The organism is Paracoccus sp. TD-10, assembly GCF_048270675.1.
Lineage (GTDB): Bacteria > Pseudomonadota > Alphaproteobacteria > Rhodobacterales > Rhodobacteraceae > Paracoccus > Paracoccus pantotrophus.
Window position 1 is genome coordinate 936516 of the sequence record NZ_CP182418.1, and the last position, 17276, is coordinate 953791.

Below are 17276 nucleotides of genomic sequence, written 5' to 3' on the forward strand. Positions count from 1 at the left end.
GGTCGGTGCCTTGCCGCTGCCGTGGCATATTCCTTGCCGGAGGCGCCGGATGGCCGTCGAACGAGATCGCGCCGTCGTTACCGTCGTCTTGCAGCAAGACCCGGCTAATCGCGCGTCCGGCAACGCCTGCCGCCGGCTTTGGCGGCTGGGACAGGGTGTCCCGCCGCGCGACGGCCGCGCCGCGCTAGAGCCGGTCGCGCCAGCGGTTCACCAGCGGATAGCGGCGGTCGAGCCAGAAGGCCTTGGTCGAGATGCGCGGCCCCGGTGCAGCCTGGTAACGCTTCCATTCGCTGCCATAAAGCAGGGTCTCGACCTTCTTGACCGTCTCGGGCTCGAAGCCCTGCGCGACCAGGTCCTTCAGCGCCAGATCCTTCTCGACCAGCCCCTCCAGGATCGCGTCCAGCACCTCATAGGGCGGCAGGCTGTCCTGGTCCTTCTGGTTCGGGCGCAGCTCGGCCGAGGGGGGCTTCGAGATGATCTGCGGCGGGATCACCTCGCCCGCGCGGCCCAGCATCCAGTCGCGGTGGTTTTCATTGCGCCAGCGGCAGGTCTGAAAGACGCGGGTCTTGTAGAGATCCTTGATCGGATTGTAGCCGCCGGCCATGTCGCCATAGATCGTGGCATAGCCGACCGCGACCTCGGACTTGTTGCCGGTGGTCAAGAGCAGCTCGCCGAACTTGTTCGACAGCGCCATCAGCATCACGCCGCGCAGCCGGGACTGGATGTTTTCCTCGGTCGCGTCGGGCTGGGTGCCCGCCATCAGATGCGCCAGCGCCTCGCCGACCGCGTCGCGGGCGCCCTCGATATGCACGGTGTCCAGCCGCGTGCCCAGCCGGGCCGCGCAATCGGCGGCATCGTCGAGGCTGGCTTGCGAGGTGTATTCGCTGGGCAGCATGACGCAGCGGACGTTCTCGGGGCCGATGGCGTCGGCGGCGATGGTCGCGACCAGCGCCGAGTCGATGCCGCCCGACAGCCCCAGCACCGCCTTGCGGAACCCCGACTTGCGCATGTAGTCGCGCAGGCCCAGCGTCATGGCGCGGTAGTCCTGTTCCCATTCGTCGGGCTGGTGGTCCATCCGGCCCGGCACCGCGCGCCAGCCCTGCGGCGTGCGGGTGAAATCGACATGCGCCAGCATCTCGTCGAAGGGGGCCAGCTGCATGACCTTGACCGCACCGCCATCCTCGCCGGGGTTCAGCACGAAGCTGCCGCCGTCATAGATCTGGTCGTCCTGCCCGCCGACCGAGTTCAGGTAGATCAGCGGCAGGCCGGTCTCGACCACGCGGGCGACCATATGGCCCATGCGCAGGTCCAGCTTGCCCCGATGATAGGGGCTGCCGTTCGGGACCAGCAGGATCTCGGCCCCGGTCTCGGCCAGGGTTTCGCAGACCTCGGGCCACCAGGCGTCCTCGCAGATCGGGCTGCCGATGCGCAGCCCGTCCAGGCTGTAGGGCCCCGAGATCGGCCCGACATTGAACAGCCGCCATTCGTCGAACAGCTGCTTGTGCGGCAATTCATGCTTGAGCACCCGCGCCGCCACCCGGCCGCCCTTGAGGATCCAATAGGCGTTGTAGAGCCGGTCCTCCTCGGCATAGGGGCCGCCGATGCCGATGGCGGGGCCGTCGGCGCAGTCGCGCGCCAGATCGACGATATGCGCCATCGCTTCCTGCGTGAAGCCGGGCTTCAGAACCAGGTCCTGGGTCTGGTAGCCGGTGATGAACATCTCGGGCAGGGCCAGCAGGTTGGCGCCGGCCTCGCGCGCCCTGGCCCATGCCTCGCGCGCCTGGGCGGCATTGCCGGGCAAATCGCCCACGGTCGGGTTCAGCTGTCCAAGGGTGATGCGGAACGTGTCGGTCATGGCGCTTCCTTACCGGATCTCGGCCCGTTGATAGGCGACGGCGCGGCAAAGGAAAAGTCGGGCTTTGCGCCGGCGCGCCCCTTGCGATAAACCGATGGCAAAAGCAGCAACGAGGCGGAGTGCAGCACCCATGAAGGCAGCCCTTGTCGCCTGCGCGGTGATCCTGGCCGGCGCGGGCATGGCCGGCGCGCAGGCGGTCATCACCAAGCAATATGACGACGGCGGCGTCTATGAGGGCACCTTCCGCAACGGCAAGCAGCACGGCCGCGGCACCTACAGGCTGCCCTCGGGCTACGAATATACCGGCGACTGGGTCGAGGGCGAGATCCTGGGCCAGGGCGTGGCGAAATTCCCCAACGGCTCGGTCTACGAGGGCGCTTTCGCCGGCGGCAAGCCGCATGGCAAGGGCAAGATCACCTATGCCGACGGCGGCAGCTACGAGGGCGACTGGCAGGACGGCCAGATCGTCGGGCAGGGCGTGGCGCATTACGCCAACGGCTCGGTCTACGAAGGCGGCTTCCTGAACGCGCTGCATGACGGCAAGGGCGTGCTGACCCAGCCCAACGGCTATCGCTACGAGGGCGACTGGAAGGCCGGCGTCAAGGAGGGCCTCGGCAAGATCACCTATCCCGACGGCGCCAGCTACGAAGGCGAGATGCGGGCCAACCAGCGTTCCGGCCAGGGCAAGCTGAGGATGCCGGACGGGCTGGTCTACGAGGGCAGCTGGTCGGCGGGGCAGATGGCCGGGCAGGGCAAGCTGACCCAGCCCTCGGGCGACGGCTATGAGGGCCGCTTCGCCAATGGCAAGCGCGAGGGCAAGGGCGTCGCCACCTATGCCAATGGCGACCGCTACGAGGGCGATTTCCGCGCTGACAAGCGCTGGGGCACCGGCACCTTCACCGGCACCGACGGCTATGTCTATACCGGCGACTGGGTCGAGGGCCGCATGGAAGGGCTGGGCCGCATCACCTATCCTGACGGCTCGGTCTATGAGGGCGCGCTGATGGCCGACCTGCCGCATGGCCGCGGCCTGATCACCTATCCGGACGGCGCCAGCTATGACGGCGAATGGGTCGCCGGCGTGATCGAGGGGCAGGGCGTCGCCAAATACGCCAACGGCCTGGTCTACGAGGGCGGCTTCAAGCGCGGCCGCAACGAGGGGCAGGGCCGCATGACCTATCCGGACGGCTATGTCTATAACGGCGCCTGGCGCGACGGGCAGCGGCACGGGCAGGGGCAGGCGACCTATCCCGACGGCACCACCTATGACGGCTCCTTCGTGGACGGGCTGCGCCATGGCAAGGGCCGGCTGATCGCGCCGGACGGTTTCCGCTACGAGGGCAGCTGGAAGCAGGGCGAGATCGACGGCGAGGGCGTCGCGACCTATGCCAATGGCGATGTCTATAGCGGCCATTTCGTCATGGGCAAGCGCCAGGGCGCGGGGGTGATGCGCTATGCCACCGGCCAGGTCGCCTCGGGCGAATGGGAGGACAACCGCCTGGCCGTGCCCGCCGAGGGCGCGGCAGTGCCCGAGGGCGCCGAGACGCCAGATGGGGCGGTGCCGCAGGAGCCTGCCGTGGCAGAATAGGCCAGGGTTCGGGGCGACCGTCCGCCTTCGCCTTGTTCGTGTCGGATGCTGCGGGCGGCTCTCCCATCATGGGATCAGAAGAGCGAGGCGGTCCAATCTGATTCGCGGCCTGACAACATGTGCTGTCGGAACTGGACCCATTGCGAACTCGTCTCGCCCGTCGTCCCGCGAAGGACACCTTCCCACCAGCGGTGGAGCTCTTGCTTCTTGCCTACACGATTATGCTGCCGTGACTCCCTCCCGCGACCAGCGGAAATCGCTGCCATCAATCCACATTCTGTGCATGATCACGGCAAGGCGTCGGGCCAGAGCCACAACCGCCTTCTTGAGGCCGGCTCGCTTTGCCAGGCTCATGGCCCAGGCTTTCAGCCATGACCATTTCTTGACCCTGCATGCTCTTGCGCTTTTCGGCACCCGATTGCGCCAAGATTCCGCACCCAGTCGCGTGATCCTTCGGCGCCTGCCCGCCGCCAAAACAATAGTGATTCACGAAATCCAGGTTTTCACGGCGAACGGCGCTTGGCGTGAATACACGGATGTAAACTCGTGAAACGCGAGCTCTGTCTCGCCGGGCATATAGGGCACGGCCTCGCTAGCGGTAGTTGTAAACCTCGCCCGGATGGCCGGTGTCAGGCGGATCGTTCCATGAAAACACCCGGCCATCGTTCGCGCGATGGTTCGCCCGCACCTGATCGTCGTTCTAGCAGCGCCAGACGTATTGGTCTGGCGACCCTGCCTGCTTCAAGGTCAGCCGAAGCGGAATGCCCTTGCACAGATAAGCATCGAACGTCGTCCGATACGCTTCCGTGTAAATCATGTTCATGTCAGAGAACCCCCGTGTCGCCGAGGATTCTCCAACAGAAACTGCCAAGATTCGGTTACAAGATTCGGTTAATGGTGCGGGCGTTGCGGCCCGTTCTAATCCACCAGTCGCACCGCCGCACTCTCGGGCCAATGCGCGAAGGGCAGCACCCGCCCGTTCCGCCGGCTTTCGGCCACCAGGTCCAGGTCCAGCTCGGCCTTGACCCAGCCTGGCACGTCCATCAGCCCCTCGGCCAGCACGCCGCTTTCCGGCCAGAGCCCGTCGGGGGGCGCATAGATCGCCGCGGCGCCGCGGTTCTCGTCGATGGCGGGGTTCCAGTCCACGCAGCCCACCGTCGGTGCCTGCACCACGACGCATTGGCTTTCCAGCGCGCGGGCCATGGCGCCGATGCGGACCCGGTTGAACCCCGCCACCGTGTCCGTGCAGGAGGGTACCAGCACCACCTCGACCCCCGCCTCGGCCAGCGCGCGGCCCAGCAGCGGAAACTCGCTGTCATAGCAGATCAGCACGCCCAGCCGCCCGACGGGCGTGTCAAAGACCCGCAGGCCGGGGGCGCCGACCACGTTCCAGTCCTCGCGCTCGAACCGGGTCATCACCTGCTTGTCCTGATGGCCGATCCGTCCCCGCGGCCCGAACAGCACCGCCCGGTTGACCGGGCGCGGCCCGTCGAAACAGGGCCCCGAGGCGGCCAGGATATGCAGCCGATGCCGCGCCGCGAGTTCCGCATGCAGCGCGTCGCGCGCGGCCTCGTGCCGGGCGACCTCGTGCAGCGAGGCCTCCAGGTCGCCCGCCACCTCGCGCCCGCCCAGCGAGGCCAGCTCCATCGCGCCATATTCGGGAAAGACCAGCAGATCGCAATCGGCGGCCTTCTCGACCCAGGCGCCGATCTTGGCGCGATAAGCGTCCAGATCCGCCAGCCAGTCGAAGGGATAGGCGGCGGCGGCGATTTTCACGATCCGGCTCACAGGGGTTTCATCCAGAATTGCAGGGATTTGCGGGTCGACCGGCTCTCGCCGATGTCCTTCCAGTCGAAACCGGCGACCACGCCCGGCAAGGGCGCATAGCCGCGCTTCAGCCAGAACCCGTCCAGCGGGCGATAGGCGGGGGGCCGCAGTGGGTGGTCCTCGGGGCGAATCACGCTGCAAAAGGCGCTGTAGCGGCGGCCAAGCGCCCGGGCCTGCGCCTCGCGCCCGTCGAAGAAGGCATGGCCCAGGCCATGGCCGCGATAGTCCGGCAGCAGCACCGATTCGGCGCAATAGAAGATCTCGTCCAGCCGCTCGGGCCGGTTGGCGAAGGCGGCGGCGAAATCGCCGGCATGGTCCTCCATCGGCGCGCCGGTCGCGGCGCCGACCATGCGGTCGCCGTCCCAGGCCGCGACCACCACCGCGCCGGGCGACTGATAGGCATGCAGGTAATCGCGCTCATAACCCAGGTCGCCGTCATAGAGATAGGGCCAGTCGCGGAATACCGCGATGCGCAGCCGCGCCAGGTCGTCCAGCACGGCGGCAACCGCATCCCCGGTCAGGCATTCGGTGCGGATCACGCCGAGACCTGCCCCGAGACCTGCCCCGAGACCTGCCGCGTCCAGTCGGCGAGGTTGTAATAGGTCGTCACCCGCGCGATCTTGCCGTCGCGGATGGTGAAGAAGGCACCGGCGGGCAGGACATAGGTCTGGCCCTTCGCCTCGGGCAGGCCCTCGTCGGTGGCCAGGTAGGTGCCGTTGACCACGAATTCCGCCGCCGCCCGGTCGCCGGCCTCATTGGCGAAGATCACCATGCCGGTCAGTTCCTCGCGATAGCTGCGGGTCATGTGGGCGTTGAACGCGGCGAAGGCCGCCTTGCCGCGGCGGATGCCGCCCTCGTTGACGTGATGCTCGACCTCGTCATGCAGATAGCCCAGCATCTCGTCGGTGCGGCCGGCGTTGAAGGCGTCGTAATAGGCGGCGATCAGGGCCTTGGTATCCATGGCGGTCTCCTTCTTTGGTCCCCCTCTAGCGCGCCTGTTTGGCTGCGTCACCTCCGCCCTTTGGCGGATGCTTTTTTATTTTGTCTGTGGGAGTCTGAGGATTTCCTCGTGTTTTTTGATGGCCTGGTCGATGTTGTCGAAGATTGTGAGGCTTGCGTTGTGCAGGACGGCGCCCATGGTGCACATGTTGCGGATCATGGGCATGGAATGGCTGACGACGATGGCGGATGATCGGGCCATGCGCTCGGCGAAGACGCGCTGGGACTTGGCGCGGAAATTGGCGTCGCCGACGCTGGTGACCTCGTCGACCAGATAGGTGTCGAAATGGATGCCCATCGAGGTGCCCATGGCCAGCCGCGAGCGCATGCCCGAGGAATAGCTGCCGAAGGGCTGGTGGTAATGCTGGCCCAGCTCGGCGAAATCGGCGACGTAATCGACCAGCTCGTCGGTGTCCACGCCGTAGATGCGGGCCACGAATCGCACGTTCTGCGCCCCGGTCAGATCGGGGTGGAAACTGCCCGAGAACCCCACCGGCCAGGAAATCGTGCCGTCCGACAGCACCCGGCCGGCCGTGGGCAGCACGGTGCCGGCGATGATGCGCAGGAGCGTCGACTTGCCGGCGCCGTTGCGGCCCAGAAGCGCCACCGAGGCCCCGGTCGGGAACTCGGCGTTCAGATTGTCCGCCACCAGGGTCTCGCGGCCGTTGAGCCGGTAGATCTTGGTCAGGTTCTCGAGCCGGATCATGGCGCTAGCGGCGGTCGCGGACGCTGTAATAGACCAGCACCAGGATCGACCAGCCGGCCAGCAGCATGCCGGTGATCATCGCCCAGAGCCAGGGCCGGTCCGGCTCGGTCGGGCTTTGCGCCACCTTGGGCTCGATATGGGCGGCCAGGTAGCGGGCCTGGCGCTGCGCCTCGGCCAGCGCCGTCTCATGGGCGATGCGGGCCGAGCGATAGGCGCCCTCGGCGAATTCGCGGTCCACGGCCAGCTTTTCGTATTCCGCCATCAGCTGGGCATAGCTTTCGCCGGCCGGGCCCTGGCCCTCGGCGCCGAACTTGGCGCGCTCGGCCTCGATCAGCCGGCGCAGCGCGTCGATCTTCTGCTGGGACTGGGTGACGCGGTGGTCGGTGGGCTGGGCATTGTCCAAAAGCAGGTCATGGGCGACCAGCGCCTCGGCCAGCTGCGCCTGCAGCCCGCTCAGCACCCCCATCTGCCCGGCGAGATCGGCCTCGGGATCGACGATCTGCGAGCGCATGCGGAAGGCGGTCATGGCCTGGCGGGTCTCGGTCAGCTCGGCGCGGGCCTTGTCGAGCTCGGCCTTGGCCAGGCGGGTGGCGTCGTCCTGGGCGATGGTCGAGAGCTGGTTGATCTTGTCCGAGCTTTCCTGGAACACCGCCGCGGCGATCTGCTGGGCGTCCTCGGGGGTGAAGGCGCTGACCTTGAGGGTGATCAGCTGGGTGGTGCTGTCGTAGAGCACCTTGACCTGGCGCTGCCAGTAATCGGTCAGATCCTCGACATGGCCCTCGGGGTCGAAGGCGAAGACGAAGTCATGCGGCCAGGCGCGCGAGAAGCGGGCGCGCAGGTCGAGGCTGGCATCGATCCTTTCGACCATGTCCTGGCTGCGGATGTATTCGTAGAGGATGTCGGTATCCGAGGCGCTGCCGCCGGCGCCGGTCAGCGGCGCCAGCCCGCCCAGGAGATCGATCGAGGAGGTGGACTGTTCCTTGCGCACCGAGAAGCCGACGGTCGAGACATATTGGTCCTCGGCGCGCAGCCAGAGATAGCCGGCCCAGGCGAGGCTGGGCAGCACCACCAGCGCCAGGAAGGAGCCCAGGATCAGCCAGTGCCGGCGCCGGGGCTCGGCCATGCGGGCCGGCGGGCGCAGGGGCTGGGCCGGAGCGGGGGCGGGCGGCCGGGAGGCAGGGGGCGCGGCAGGCGGCATGGGCCGGACCGGGATCGGCTGGCCTTGCGGGCGCAGCGCCGGCGGCCTGGCCTGGGCTTGCGGCTGGGGGCCGGCCTGGGATGGAGCCTGGGATGGGGCCCTGGATTGGGGCTGCGCCTGGGAGGCGGCCGGGGCCGGCTGGCGATCCTGCGCCGCCGGCCCGCCTTGCCCCGATGGCTGCCCCGATGGCTGGCCCGATGGCTGGCCTTGTTGCGGGCCTTGTTGCGGGCCGGCCGGGGCGGCGGGCGGCTTCTGCGCCGCCTGGCCCGATCCTGGGCCCTGCTGCCGGCCGGCCGGGCCGGCGGGTTCCTGGGAAGGCCGGTCCTGGTCCATCGTCGCGCTCCGGGATTCGGGGGTATGGGATTCGGGGATCTGGGCTTGCGGGCCGGGTTGCGGGCCTTGTTGCGGGCCGGATGGCCGGGCGGGGCTGCCGCTCGGCGGCTTTCCGCCCGAGCCCCGCCGATCCTGCGGCCGCTCCTGCGGCCCATCCTGTTGCGGGCCTTGTTGCGGGCCGGCCGGGGCGGCGGGCGGCCGGCCCGGCCTGCTGCCTGCCGCCGGCCTTGGCGGCGGCTCTTGCGGCCGCGCCTGCGGCTGCGTCCCCGCCGCCGCGGCGTCGCCCGGCCCCTGGCCCCGCGATTGGGCCTGTGCCTGTGGCTGGGCCTGGGCCTGGATATGCGCCTGGATCCGTGCCTGGGCGCCCAGGCCCTGCTGGCCCTGGAAGGGGCGGGGGGCCGGGCCGGGCCGGGGCCGGGCGCCTGGGGCGGGCTGGGAGGCGGGCTGGATTGCAGGCTGGGATGCGGCCGGGGTTGCGGCCGGGGTTGCGGCCGGGGTTGTGGATTGCGATGCGGGTGCGGCCGGCCGGGGCGCGGCGGCCTCGACCGGCCGCGGGGCGGCGCCCGGCGCCCGGCTGGCCGGCTCGGCCGGCTGGCCGGCCTGGTCGCCGGCCGGTATGGAGGGGGTGGTCACGGGCAGCTGCGCTTTCGCTGGTTTACCTTTCGGCCGCAGTTGTTACATATTGCCGCCCGTCCAGGCCAGTGTTTGCGTTCACATGTCCGATACCGCCCCAGAAATCCGCCGCCCCCAGGGCCAGGCCGGCGCAGCCCGCCCGCCGCGGGTCCGCCGGCCGCAGCACCCGTCGCGCAACGGGCCGCGCTTTCGCATGCCGCGCACCGTGGTGGCGCTGATGCTGCGCGAGATGGCCACCAGCTATGGCCGCTCGGCCGGCGGCTATGTCTGGGCGGTGCTCGAGCCGGTGCTGGGCGTGGCGCTTCTGTCGGTGCTGTTCAGCATGGCGCTGCGCAGCCCCGGCCTCGGCTCGAACTTCCCGCTGTTCTATGCCACCGGCTACCTGCCCTTTGCCATGTTCACCGACCTGGCCAACAAGACCGCCGCCTCGATCCGCTTCTCGCGGCCCTTGCTGGCCTATCCCAGCGTGACCTTCCTCGATGCGCTGCTGGCGCGGGTGGTGCTGAACGCGCTGACCCATGTCGCGGTGATCGCCATCGTGATCGGCGGCATCTTCCTAGCCTATCAGCTGCCGGGGCCGGTGGACATGCCCTCGGTCTTCGAGGCGCTGCTGCTGGTGGCGCTGCTGGGCACCGGGGTGGGGGTGCTGAACTGCTACCTGATGAACGCCTTCCCGGTCTGGGAGCGGGTCTGGCACATCCTGACCCGGCCGCTGTTCCTGATCTCGGGGGTGATCTTCCTTTACGACATGATGCCGGTCCAGGCGCAGAACCTGCTGTGGTACAACCCGCTGATCCATTGCACCGGGCTGATGCGGCGCGGCTTCTATCCCACCTACGAGGCCGGCTATCTCAGCCAGGCCTATGTCGTCGCCCTCGCCCTCGCCCTCATGCTGGCGGGCCTCGCCCTGCTCGAGAGAAACCACCGCAAGCTCCTCGAAAGGTGAAGCCCCAAGCGGACGGGGCGGCCGGAACAGAAGGCCAGGACAGAAGGACGGATCCCCGGCATGCCAAGGCAAACGGGAAGGGGGCTCGTCCCTATGGTCAGGCCTCACAACCAATAGATGACGGTCGCGGCGAGGGCGCAGGCCGAGAGAAACAGGATGGGGCGGCGATCGTAGCGGGCTGCGCTGCGCCGCCAGTCCTTCAGTCTGGCGAACATGTTCTCAATCCTGCGGCGTTGGCGGTAGAGGTCGGCGTTGTGCGGGATTGGTATCTTGCGACCGGTGCGGGAGGGGATGCAGGGTGAAATGCCCGTCTCGATCAGCGCGTTGCGGAACCCGTCGGCATCCTAGCCCCGCTCCCCGAGCAGCGCCCCGGCCCGTGGGATAGACGACAGGAGCGCCCGCGTCCCGATATAGTCGGAGGTCTGGTCTGCCGAGAGGAACATCCGGATCGGGCGGACCTTCGCCTCGGCCAAGGCTAGAGAAGCAGGTCCGAGGCGTTCAACTGCTCCAGCCCGCCCAGCTCGATCGTCAGCTCGGCCGTGCCATCGCCGTCCAGGTCGACCAGAAGCCGATGCGCGCCGGCCTGCGACCAGTCGGCGCGAAGCTGACCCGGAGCGGAAAAATTCTCGCTGCCGATAAAGGTCAGTCCCAGGCCTGCAAGGTCGATCCTGTCCTCGCCAGGCTGGAAATCCAGGATGACATCGATGCTGCCGTCCAGGTCTTCGGTGGCCGAGAACACGAACACGTCGGCGCCAAGCCCGCCGACCAGCGTGTCGGAGCCCGCCCCGCCTGCCAGCGTGTCACTGCCGTCACCGCCCTGAAGCAGGTCGTCGCCGGCCCCTCCAAGCAAGCTGTCATGACCGGTCCCGCCGATCAGGGTGTCGTTGCCCTCGCCGCCGAAAATTTCGTCATTGCCCGGGCCGCCGTCCAGCAGGTCATCGCCGAGACCGCCGGACAGGCTGTCATGGCCGGGGCCGCCGCGCAGGGTGTCATTGCCTTCGCCGCCGTAAAGCAGGTCGTGGCCGTCGTCGCCATTGAGTTCATCTGCGCCGGCATCGCCATGAAGCGTGTCATGGCCCGGACCGCCCCTTAGCACGTCGTTGCCGTCGCCGCCCCGCATCAGGTCATACCCCTCGCCGCCGAGGAGGGTGTCGTTGCCCGGACCGCCTTCCAGAAGGTCGTTGCCCGCGTCTCCTTGCAACAGGTCGTTACCGTCGCCGCCGAACAGCTGGTCATTGCCGTCATGTCCGGCCAGCGTGTCGTTTCCGTGCTCGCCGCGCAAGGTATCGGCCCCGGATCCGCCGACGAGGCTGTCATTGCCGTTGCCACCGAACAGCAGGTCATTGCCATCGCCGCCGAACAACTGGTCATCGCCGTCATGTCCGGCCAGCGTGTCGTTTCCGTGCTCGCCGCGCAAGGTATCGGCCCCGGATCCGCCGACGAGGCTGTCATTGCCGTTGCCACCGAACAGCAGGTCGTTGCCATCGCCGCCGAACAGTTGGTCATCGCCGTCATGTCCGGCCAGCGTGTCGTTGCCAGGTTCACCGCGCAAGGTATCGGCCCCGGATCCGCCGACGAGGCTGTCATTGCCGTTGCCACCGAACAGCAGGTCGCCGCCGAACAGTTGGTCATCGCCAGCATGTCCGGCCAGCGTGTCATGCCCGGCGTCCCCATACAGCGTATCGGCGCCAGCCCCTCCGACCAGGCTGTCATTGCCGTTGCCGCCATAGATCAGGTCGTTGCCGTCCCGCCCCTCCAGCGTGTCGTTGCCCGGCCCGCCCTGGAGATTGTCGTCCCCCGGTCCGCCCAGAAGCAGGTCGTCGCCGGCATGGCCGAAGACGTCCGAGCCGTTGTGGCCTGCGCTCAGCGTGTCGTTGCCCGCCGTGCCCACCACCGTCGTGCGCATGTCGGGGGCCGCGTAATGCGCGATGGGGAAAAGCGAATTGTCAAAGGCGCTGGCCTGCAGCATCGTATTGTCCCGTGTCATGACCCAGATAACCGAATTTCCGTAAAATATCCTGATTCCATAGCTTTCCGGCCTGAACCCCAACTGCCCGACATTGCGGACCATGCCCAGGAAGGACAGGTCCAGACGGTCCACCCCCGGCTCGAAATCGGTGATGGTGATCTTGCCGTTGACCTCGGCCGCCACAAAGATGTCCGCGCCGGCGCCGCCGGTCATCTGCACCGGGCTGCTGCCGGCGATCAGGATGTCGTCGCCGGCGCCGCCCTCCAGCCTGCTCGTCTCGGCGCTGGCCTGCATCATGTCGTTGCCCTCGGTCCCCGACTGCCAGCCCGCGCCGACCACCCGCGTCAGGCCGATGCCGCCCGGTTCGAAAACGAATTGCGTGATGCCGCTTTCCGTGCGCGACGAGGCGAAAAGCGCGATCTTGCCGTCGATCACCAGCGCCGAAAGCGCCGAGACATCGGCCAGCGCCCGGTCGTTGGTGTCGACCAGCGTGGCCAGGTGCAGCAGCCGCCCCTCGGGCAGCACGGTGAAGACGCTCAGCCCGTCGTCGCCGCCGCCCACGAAGACGAAGGCGCGGCCGTCCAGGGTCGCGGTCGCAAGCGCGGTGGCGCCGGCAAAGCGGGTGTTGCGTTCGTCGATGACGTGATCGGCCGGTAGAAGCGCGCCCTCGTAGGTCAGGCGCATGGTGGTCAGGGACGAGCTTTGCGCCGCCGCGACCACCAGATAGGTTACGCCGCCCACCGCGACCGTGGCCAGGTGGCTGGGCTGGTCCATGCCAAGGCCGTGCCAGGACCACAGCATATGCGCCGTGCCGACCGAGCCGTCGGCATGGATCATTTGCACCGCGACATAGTTGCCGGTGGCCGAGGCCGAGATGATGAAGCTGCGGTCGGCCAGCGTGGCCACCAGCATGTCGTCGATCTCGGTCCCCTGCACGCCCGAGCCGAGCGGCAGCGCCGCCCGGGTGACATGGGCGATGGCGCCGTCCGCGGCCAGCCGCCAGATGTCGAAGGCCGTCTGCCCGTCGCGGGCCGAATAGAGGAAATCCCCCTGCGGCGTCTGGAACTGGCCTAGCCGGATCACGTCGGCGGGCAGCCCTGCCGGCCCGGCCAGCGACGCGCCGTCGCGAAACCCGCCCTGGCCGTCCAGCAGGATGCCGGCACCCAGCGCATCGCGCAGCCCGGTGCCGAACAGCACCGGCCCGCCCTTCAGCGTGACGATGCTGGCATCCGGGGTGCCGCCATAGCCCAGCGCGGCGGCATGGGGCTGGGCGCCGATCATCTCGATCGGCTGGTCGGCCGAGGTGACGCGATAGGCCGCGATGCCGCCGCCGAGATGGGTGATGCTGTAAAGCGCATGCCCCTCCGGGCCGGAAAAGGTCCGCAGATTCGTGATATTGGTCACGAAGGGTGCTTGGGGGCCGATATAGGTGGCAACGTGGCGGTATCGCATTGCGGGCTTCGTTCGTGGCGGTCGGGCGTGGCGGTCGGGATCGTGCCCCGACAGGGTGCCAAACCGGCACACGAAGTCACGCGTAATTCCCCGTGCATTTTAATTGCCGCGGACATAGGCTGCGCCGGCGGCGCGCCGCTTGCGCGCCTTTGGGAGTTGCTCCATACGCATTCTGCGCAAGGCAAATCTGGTAGAGACAGATGCAGATCCAAAAGACCTCGCTTCCGGGCGTGCTGGTCCTTGTTCCGCGGCGGTTCGGCGATGATCGCGGGTTCTTTTGCGAAAGCTGGAGCCGAAAGACCCTGCATCGGGCGGGGCTGGACCTGCCGGAATTCGTGCAGGACAACCATTCGCTATCGGCGGCGGCGGGCACCTTGCGGGGGCTGCATTTCCAGGCCCCGCCCCATGCCCAGGGCAAGCTGGTGCGCTGCGGGCGCGGCCGGCTTTTCGACGTGGCGGTCGATATCCGCAGGGGCAGCCCGAGTTATGGCCAATGGACCGGCTGCGAGCTGTCCTTTGAAAACGGCCGCCAGCTGTGGATTCCGCCGGGCTTCCTGCACGGTTTCGTCACGCGCGAGCCTGACACGGAAATCCTGTATAAATGTACGGATTATTATGCGCCCGATTGCGACGGATCGGTGGTCTGGGACAGTATCGGCATCGACTGGGGCGTCGCCGGCCCGCCGATCCTGTCGGCCAAGGATGCGGCCGCACCGACATTGAACGAGTTCGACAGCCCTTTCACCTATGAGGGGCCTTTTGAGTACGAGGCGAGATTATGAAGATTCTGGTGACCGGCGGCGCGGGATTCATCGGTTCGGCGGTGGTGCGGCTGGCGGTGGCGCGGGGACATTCGGTGGTGAACCTCGATTCGCTGACCTATGCCGCCAATCTGGAGAACGTGGCCTCGGCGGCCGGCAGCCCGCTCTACGCCTTCGAACGGGCCGACATCCGCGACCGCGCCGCGCTGGACCGCATCCTGGCCGCGCACCGGCCCGATGCGATCATGCATCTGGCCGCGGAAAGCCATGTGGACCGCTCGATCGACGGGCCGGGCGCCTTCATCGAGACCAACGTGACCGGCACCTACAACCTGCTTGAGGCGGCGCGGGCCTGGTGGACCGCGCAGGGCCGGCCCGAGGGGTTTCGTTTCCACCACATCTCGACCGACGAGGTTTTCGGCTCGCTGGGCGAGACCGGCCAGTTCACCGAAGACACGCCCTACGACCCGCGCAGCCCCTATTCGGCCTCGAAAGCCGCCTCGGACCACCTGGTCCGCGCCTGGCACGAGACCTATGGCCTGCCGGTGGTGCTGACCAATTGCTCGAACAATTACGGGCCGTTCCATTTCCCGGAAAAGCTGGTGCCGGTGGTGATCCTGAACGCGCTGCACGGCCGGCCGATCCCGGTCTATGGCGACGGCGGCAATGTCCGCGACTGGCTTTATGTCGAAGACCACGCCGCTGCGCTGCTGCTGGTGCTGGAAAAGGGCCGCATCGGCCGCAGCTACAATATCGGCGGCGAGAACGAGGCCAGGAATATCGACTTGGTGCGCAGCATCTGCGGCCATATGGACCGGCTGCGCCCGGATGCCGCGCCGCATGACCGGCTCATTACCTTCGTCGCTGACCGGCCGGGCCACGACCGGCGCTATGCCATCGACCCGACCCGCATCCGCAGCGAGTTGGGCTGGCGCCCCTCGGTCACGGTCGAGGAGGGGCTGAGGCGCACCGTCGAATGGTATCTGCAAAACGAGGAGTGGTGGCGGCCGCTGCTGACCCGGCAGGGGGTCGGGGAAAGGCTCGGCACGGCATGAAGGACCTTCTGGTCTTCGGCCGCACCGGACAGGTCGCGACCGAGCTGGCGCGGCTGGCGCCCGGGGCGCGATTCCTCGGCCGCGACCAGGCCGATCTGACCGATCCAGCCGCCTGCGCCGCGGCGATCCGGGCATCCGACTGTGCGGCGGTGCTGAACGCCGCGGCCTATACCGCCGTGGACCGCGCCGAATCCGAGCCCGACCTGGCCCGCGCCATCAATGCCGAGGCCCCCGCTGCCATGGCCCGGGCCGCGACGGAGATCGGCGTGCCTTTCCTGCATATTTCGACCGATTACGTCTTCGACGGCTCGGGCGAGCGACCTTGGGTGGAAACCGACCCGACCGGCCCGCTGGGCGTCTATGGCGCGACCAAGCTGGCCGGAGAGCGGGGCATCGCCGCCGCCGGCGGGCAATGGGCGGTCATGCGCACCTCCTGGGTGTTCTCGGCCCATGGCGCGAATTTCGTCAGGACCATGCTGCGGCTGGGCGCCGAGCGCGAGGAACTGCGCGTCGTCGCCGACCAGCAGGGCGGCCCGACCCCGGCGGCCGATATCGCCGCAGCCTGCCTGGCCATGCTGGGCGCGATGCGCGGTGACGCCTCGCGCGGGGGGATCTATCACTTCGCGGGCAGCCCCGACACCAGCTGGGCCGGCTTTGCGCGCGAGATCATGGCGCAGGCCGGACTTTCCTGCCGCGTCACCGAGATTTCCACGGCGGATTATCCCACCCCCGCCCGGCGCCCGGCCAATTCGTGCCTGAACTGCGCCGCCATTCAGCGGGATTTCGGCATCAGTCGCCCCGACTGGCGCGCCGGTCTCGCCAAGGTCTTGCAGGAGCTGAAACCATGACCCAATCCGAAAATTCCGCCAGCCGCCGCAAGGGCATCATCCTGGCCGGCGGCTCGGGCACGCGGCTTTATCCGATCACCATGGGCCTGTCCAAGCAGCTGCTGCCGATCTATGACAAGCCGATGATCTATTACCCGATCACCGTGCTGATGCTGTCGGGCATCCGCGAGATCGCCATCATCACCACCCCCGAGGACCAGGACCAGTTCCGCCGCCTGTTGGGCGACGGCAGCCAATGGGGGCTCGGCTTTCACTACCTGGTGCAGCCCTCGCCCGACGGGCTGGCGCAGGCCTATCTGCTGGCCGAGGATTTCCTGGCGGGCGCGCCCTCGGCCATGGTGCTGGGCGACAACATCTTCTTCGGCCACGGCCTGCCCCTGCTGCTGGAGGCCGCAGACCGGCGCGACACGGGCGGCACGGTCTTCGGCTACCAGGTGTCCGACCCCGAACGCTATGGCGTCGTCGACTTCGATCAGGCGGGCCGGGTGCGGGCCATTGTCGAGAAACCGGCCGAGCCGCCGTCGAATTTCGCCGTCACCGGGCTTTACTTCCTGGACGGCACGGCGCCGCGGCGCGCGGCCGAGGTCCGCCCCTCGGACCGGGGTGAGCTGGAGATCACCACGCTTCTGGAGAGCTATCTGCACGAGGGCCAGCTGAGCGTCGAGAAGATGGGCCGCGGCTTCGCCTGGCTGGATACCGGCACCCATGCCAGCCTGCTGGATGCGGGGAATTTCGTGCGCACGCTGGAAAACCGCCAGGGCCTGCAGACCGGCTGCCCCGAGGAGATCGCCTTCCAGGCCGGCTGGATTTCCGCTGACGAACTGCGGGCCAGGGCGGGGCAATGCGCCAAGAATGCCTATGGCCGCTATCTGCTGCGCCTGCTGGGCGAGGGGGAATAGCTGGCCCGGCAACCGTCCGAATGCATTGCGGACCCGTCCGGGCCCGGCCTGGCCGGACGGCCCGCATTCCGCGACGTCCGGATCTTGGCGCGGCTTGCCGCGAATCGGGTGCCTGCCGTCCAGGCGGGCGGGCACGGCCGCTTTATCCCCGCCGCGTCTCTTGCTAAGAAGCCCCGGCTTCGCGCCCGTTCCGCCAGCCAATCCGTG

The 17276-nt window shown here is 68.3% G+C and carries 13 protein-coding genes and 2 pseudogenes; 6 read left to right on the plus strand and 9 right to left on the minus strand.

The annotated features are described in order from the left end of the window. Window positions 1-184: 184 nt before the first annotated feature. A complete protein-coding gene (locus ACNKFW_RS04585) occupies window positions 185-1855 on the minus strand; it encodes an NAD+ synthase (RefSeq protein ID WP_024844132.1) in 1671 nt (556 codons plus the stop codon). A 130-nt stretch (window positions 1856-1985) separates the two neighbouring features. Between ACNKFW_RS04585 and ACNKFW_RS04590 the strand changes: the two genes are divergently transcribed. Then, a complete protein-coding gene (locus ACNKFW_RS04590) occupies window positions 1986-3443 on the plus strand; it encodes an MORN repeat-containing protein (protein WP_147427715.1) in 1458 nt (485 codons plus the stop codon). A gap of 219 nt (window positions 3444-3662) precedes the next feature. On the opposite strand, the pseudogene ACNKFW_RS04595 reads toward ACNKFW_RS04590, so the two are convergent. The 6 genes and pseudogenes from ACNKFW_RS04595 to ACNKFW_RS04620 form a co-directional block, all read right to left on the minus strand. Next, a pseudogene (locus ACNKFW_RS04595) lies at window positions 3663-3812 on the minus strand (IS110 family transposase); the annotation flags it as partial. Window positions 3813-4361: 549 nt separating this feature from the next. After that, window positions 4362-5219, minus strand: a complete 858-nt coding sequence (locus ACNKFW_RS04600; RefSeq protein ID WP_024844134.1) for a carbon-nitrogen hydrolase family protein — start codon at window positions 5217-5219, stop codon at window positions 4362-4364. Window positions 5220-5227: 8 nt separating this feature from the next. After that, window positions 5228-5809: a GNAT family N-acetyltransferase gene (locus ACNKFW_RS04605; RefSeq protein ID WP_024844135.1), complete on the minus strand. Its 582-nt coding sequence runs from the start codon at window positions 5807-5809 to the stop codon at window positions 5228-5230. Continuing rightward, window positions 5806-6231 carry a ketosteroid isomerase-related protein gene (locus ACNKFW_RS04610; protein ID WP_024844136.1) on the minus strand — a complete coding sequence of 142 codons (426 nt, stop codon included), beginning with the start codon at window positions 6229-6231 and terminating at the stop codon, window positions 5806-5808. The genes ACNKFW_RS04605 and ACNKFW_RS04610 overlap by 4 nt, the downstream gene beginning before the upstream one ends. Window positions 6232-6306: 75 nt before the next feature. Beyond that, the gene (locus ACNKFW_RS04615; RefSeq protein WP_024844137.1) at window positions 6307-6975 is read right to left on the minus strand and encodes an ABC transporter ATP-binding protein; all 669 of its coding nucleotides are present in this window, start codon (window positions 6973-6975) and stop codon (window positions 6307-6309) included. A 4-nt stretch (window positions 6976-6979) separates the two neighbouring features. Continuing rightward, on the minus strand, window positions 6980-8098 hold the full coding sequence (locus tag ACNKFW_RS04620) for a capsule biosynthesis protein (RefSeq protein WP_036764947.1): 1119 nt from the start codon (window positions 8096-8098) through the stop codon (window positions 6980-6982). Window positions 8099-9332: 1234 nt separating this feature from the next. On the opposite strand from ACNKFW_RS04620, the gene ACNKFW_RS04625 reads away from it, so the two are divergent. Then, complete coding sequence (locus tag ACNKFW_RS04625) at window positions 9333-10085, plus strand: ABC transporter permease (protein WP_024845634.1); 753 nt, start codon at window positions 9333-9335, stop codon at window positions 10083-10085. Window positions 10086-10189: 104 nt separating this feature from the next. Here ACNKFW_RS04625 and ACNKFW_RS04630 read toward each other — a convergent pair. Further along, window positions 10190-10543: pseudogene (locus tag ACNKFW_RS04630) on the minus strand (transposase); the annotation flags it as partial. A gap of 17 nt (window positions 10544-10560) precedes the next feature. Continuing rightward, window positions 10561-13506: a M10 family metallopeptidase C-terminal domain-containing protein gene (locus tag ACNKFW_RS04635; protein ID WP_418024754.1), complete on the minus strand. Its 2946-nt coding sequence runs from the start codon at window positions 13504-13506 to the stop codon at window positions 10561-10563. Window positions 13507-13706: 200 nt separating this feature from the next. On the opposite strand from ACNKFW_RS04635, the gene rfbC reads away from it, so the two are divergent. From rfbC to rfbA, 4 genes are read left to right on the plus strand one after another with little or no spacing between them, the layout of a single operon-like run. After that, window positions 13707-14288 carry a dTDP-4-dehydrorhamnose 3,5-epimerase gene (rfbC, locus tag ACNKFW_RS04640; protein ID WP_024845982.1) on the plus strand — a complete coding sequence of 194 codons (582 nt, stop codon included), beginning with the start codon at window positions 13707-13709 and terminating at the stop codon, window positions 14286-14288. Then, the gene (gene rfbB, locus ACNKFW_RS04645) at window positions 14285-15322 is read left to right on the plus strand and encodes a dTDP-glucose 4,6-dehydratase (RefSeq protein ID WP_147427718.1); all 1038 of its coding nucleotides are present in this window, start codon (window positions 14285-14287) and stop codon (window positions 15320-15322) included. The genes rfbC and rfbB overlap by 4 nt, the downstream gene beginning before the upstream one ends. Beyond that, the gene (gene rfbD / locus ACNKFW_RS04650; protein WP_147427719.1) at window positions 15319-16170 is read left to right on the plus strand and encodes a dTDP-4-dehydrorhamnose reductase; all 852 of its coding nucleotides are present in this window, start codon (window positions 15319-15321) and stop codon (window positions 16168-16170) included. The genes rfbB and rfbD overlap by 4 nt, the downstream gene beginning before the upstream one ends. After that, window positions 16167-17069 (plus strand): glucose-1-phosphate thymidylyltransferase RfbA, encoded by a 903-nt coding sequence (gene rfbA, locus ACNKFW_RS04655; protein ID WP_024845985.1) that lies wholly within the window; start codon window positions 16167-16169, stop codon window positions 17067-17069. Before rfbD ends, rfbA begins: the two co-directional genes overlap by 4 nt. The last annotated feature ends 207 nt before the right edge of the window (window positions 17070-17276 follow it).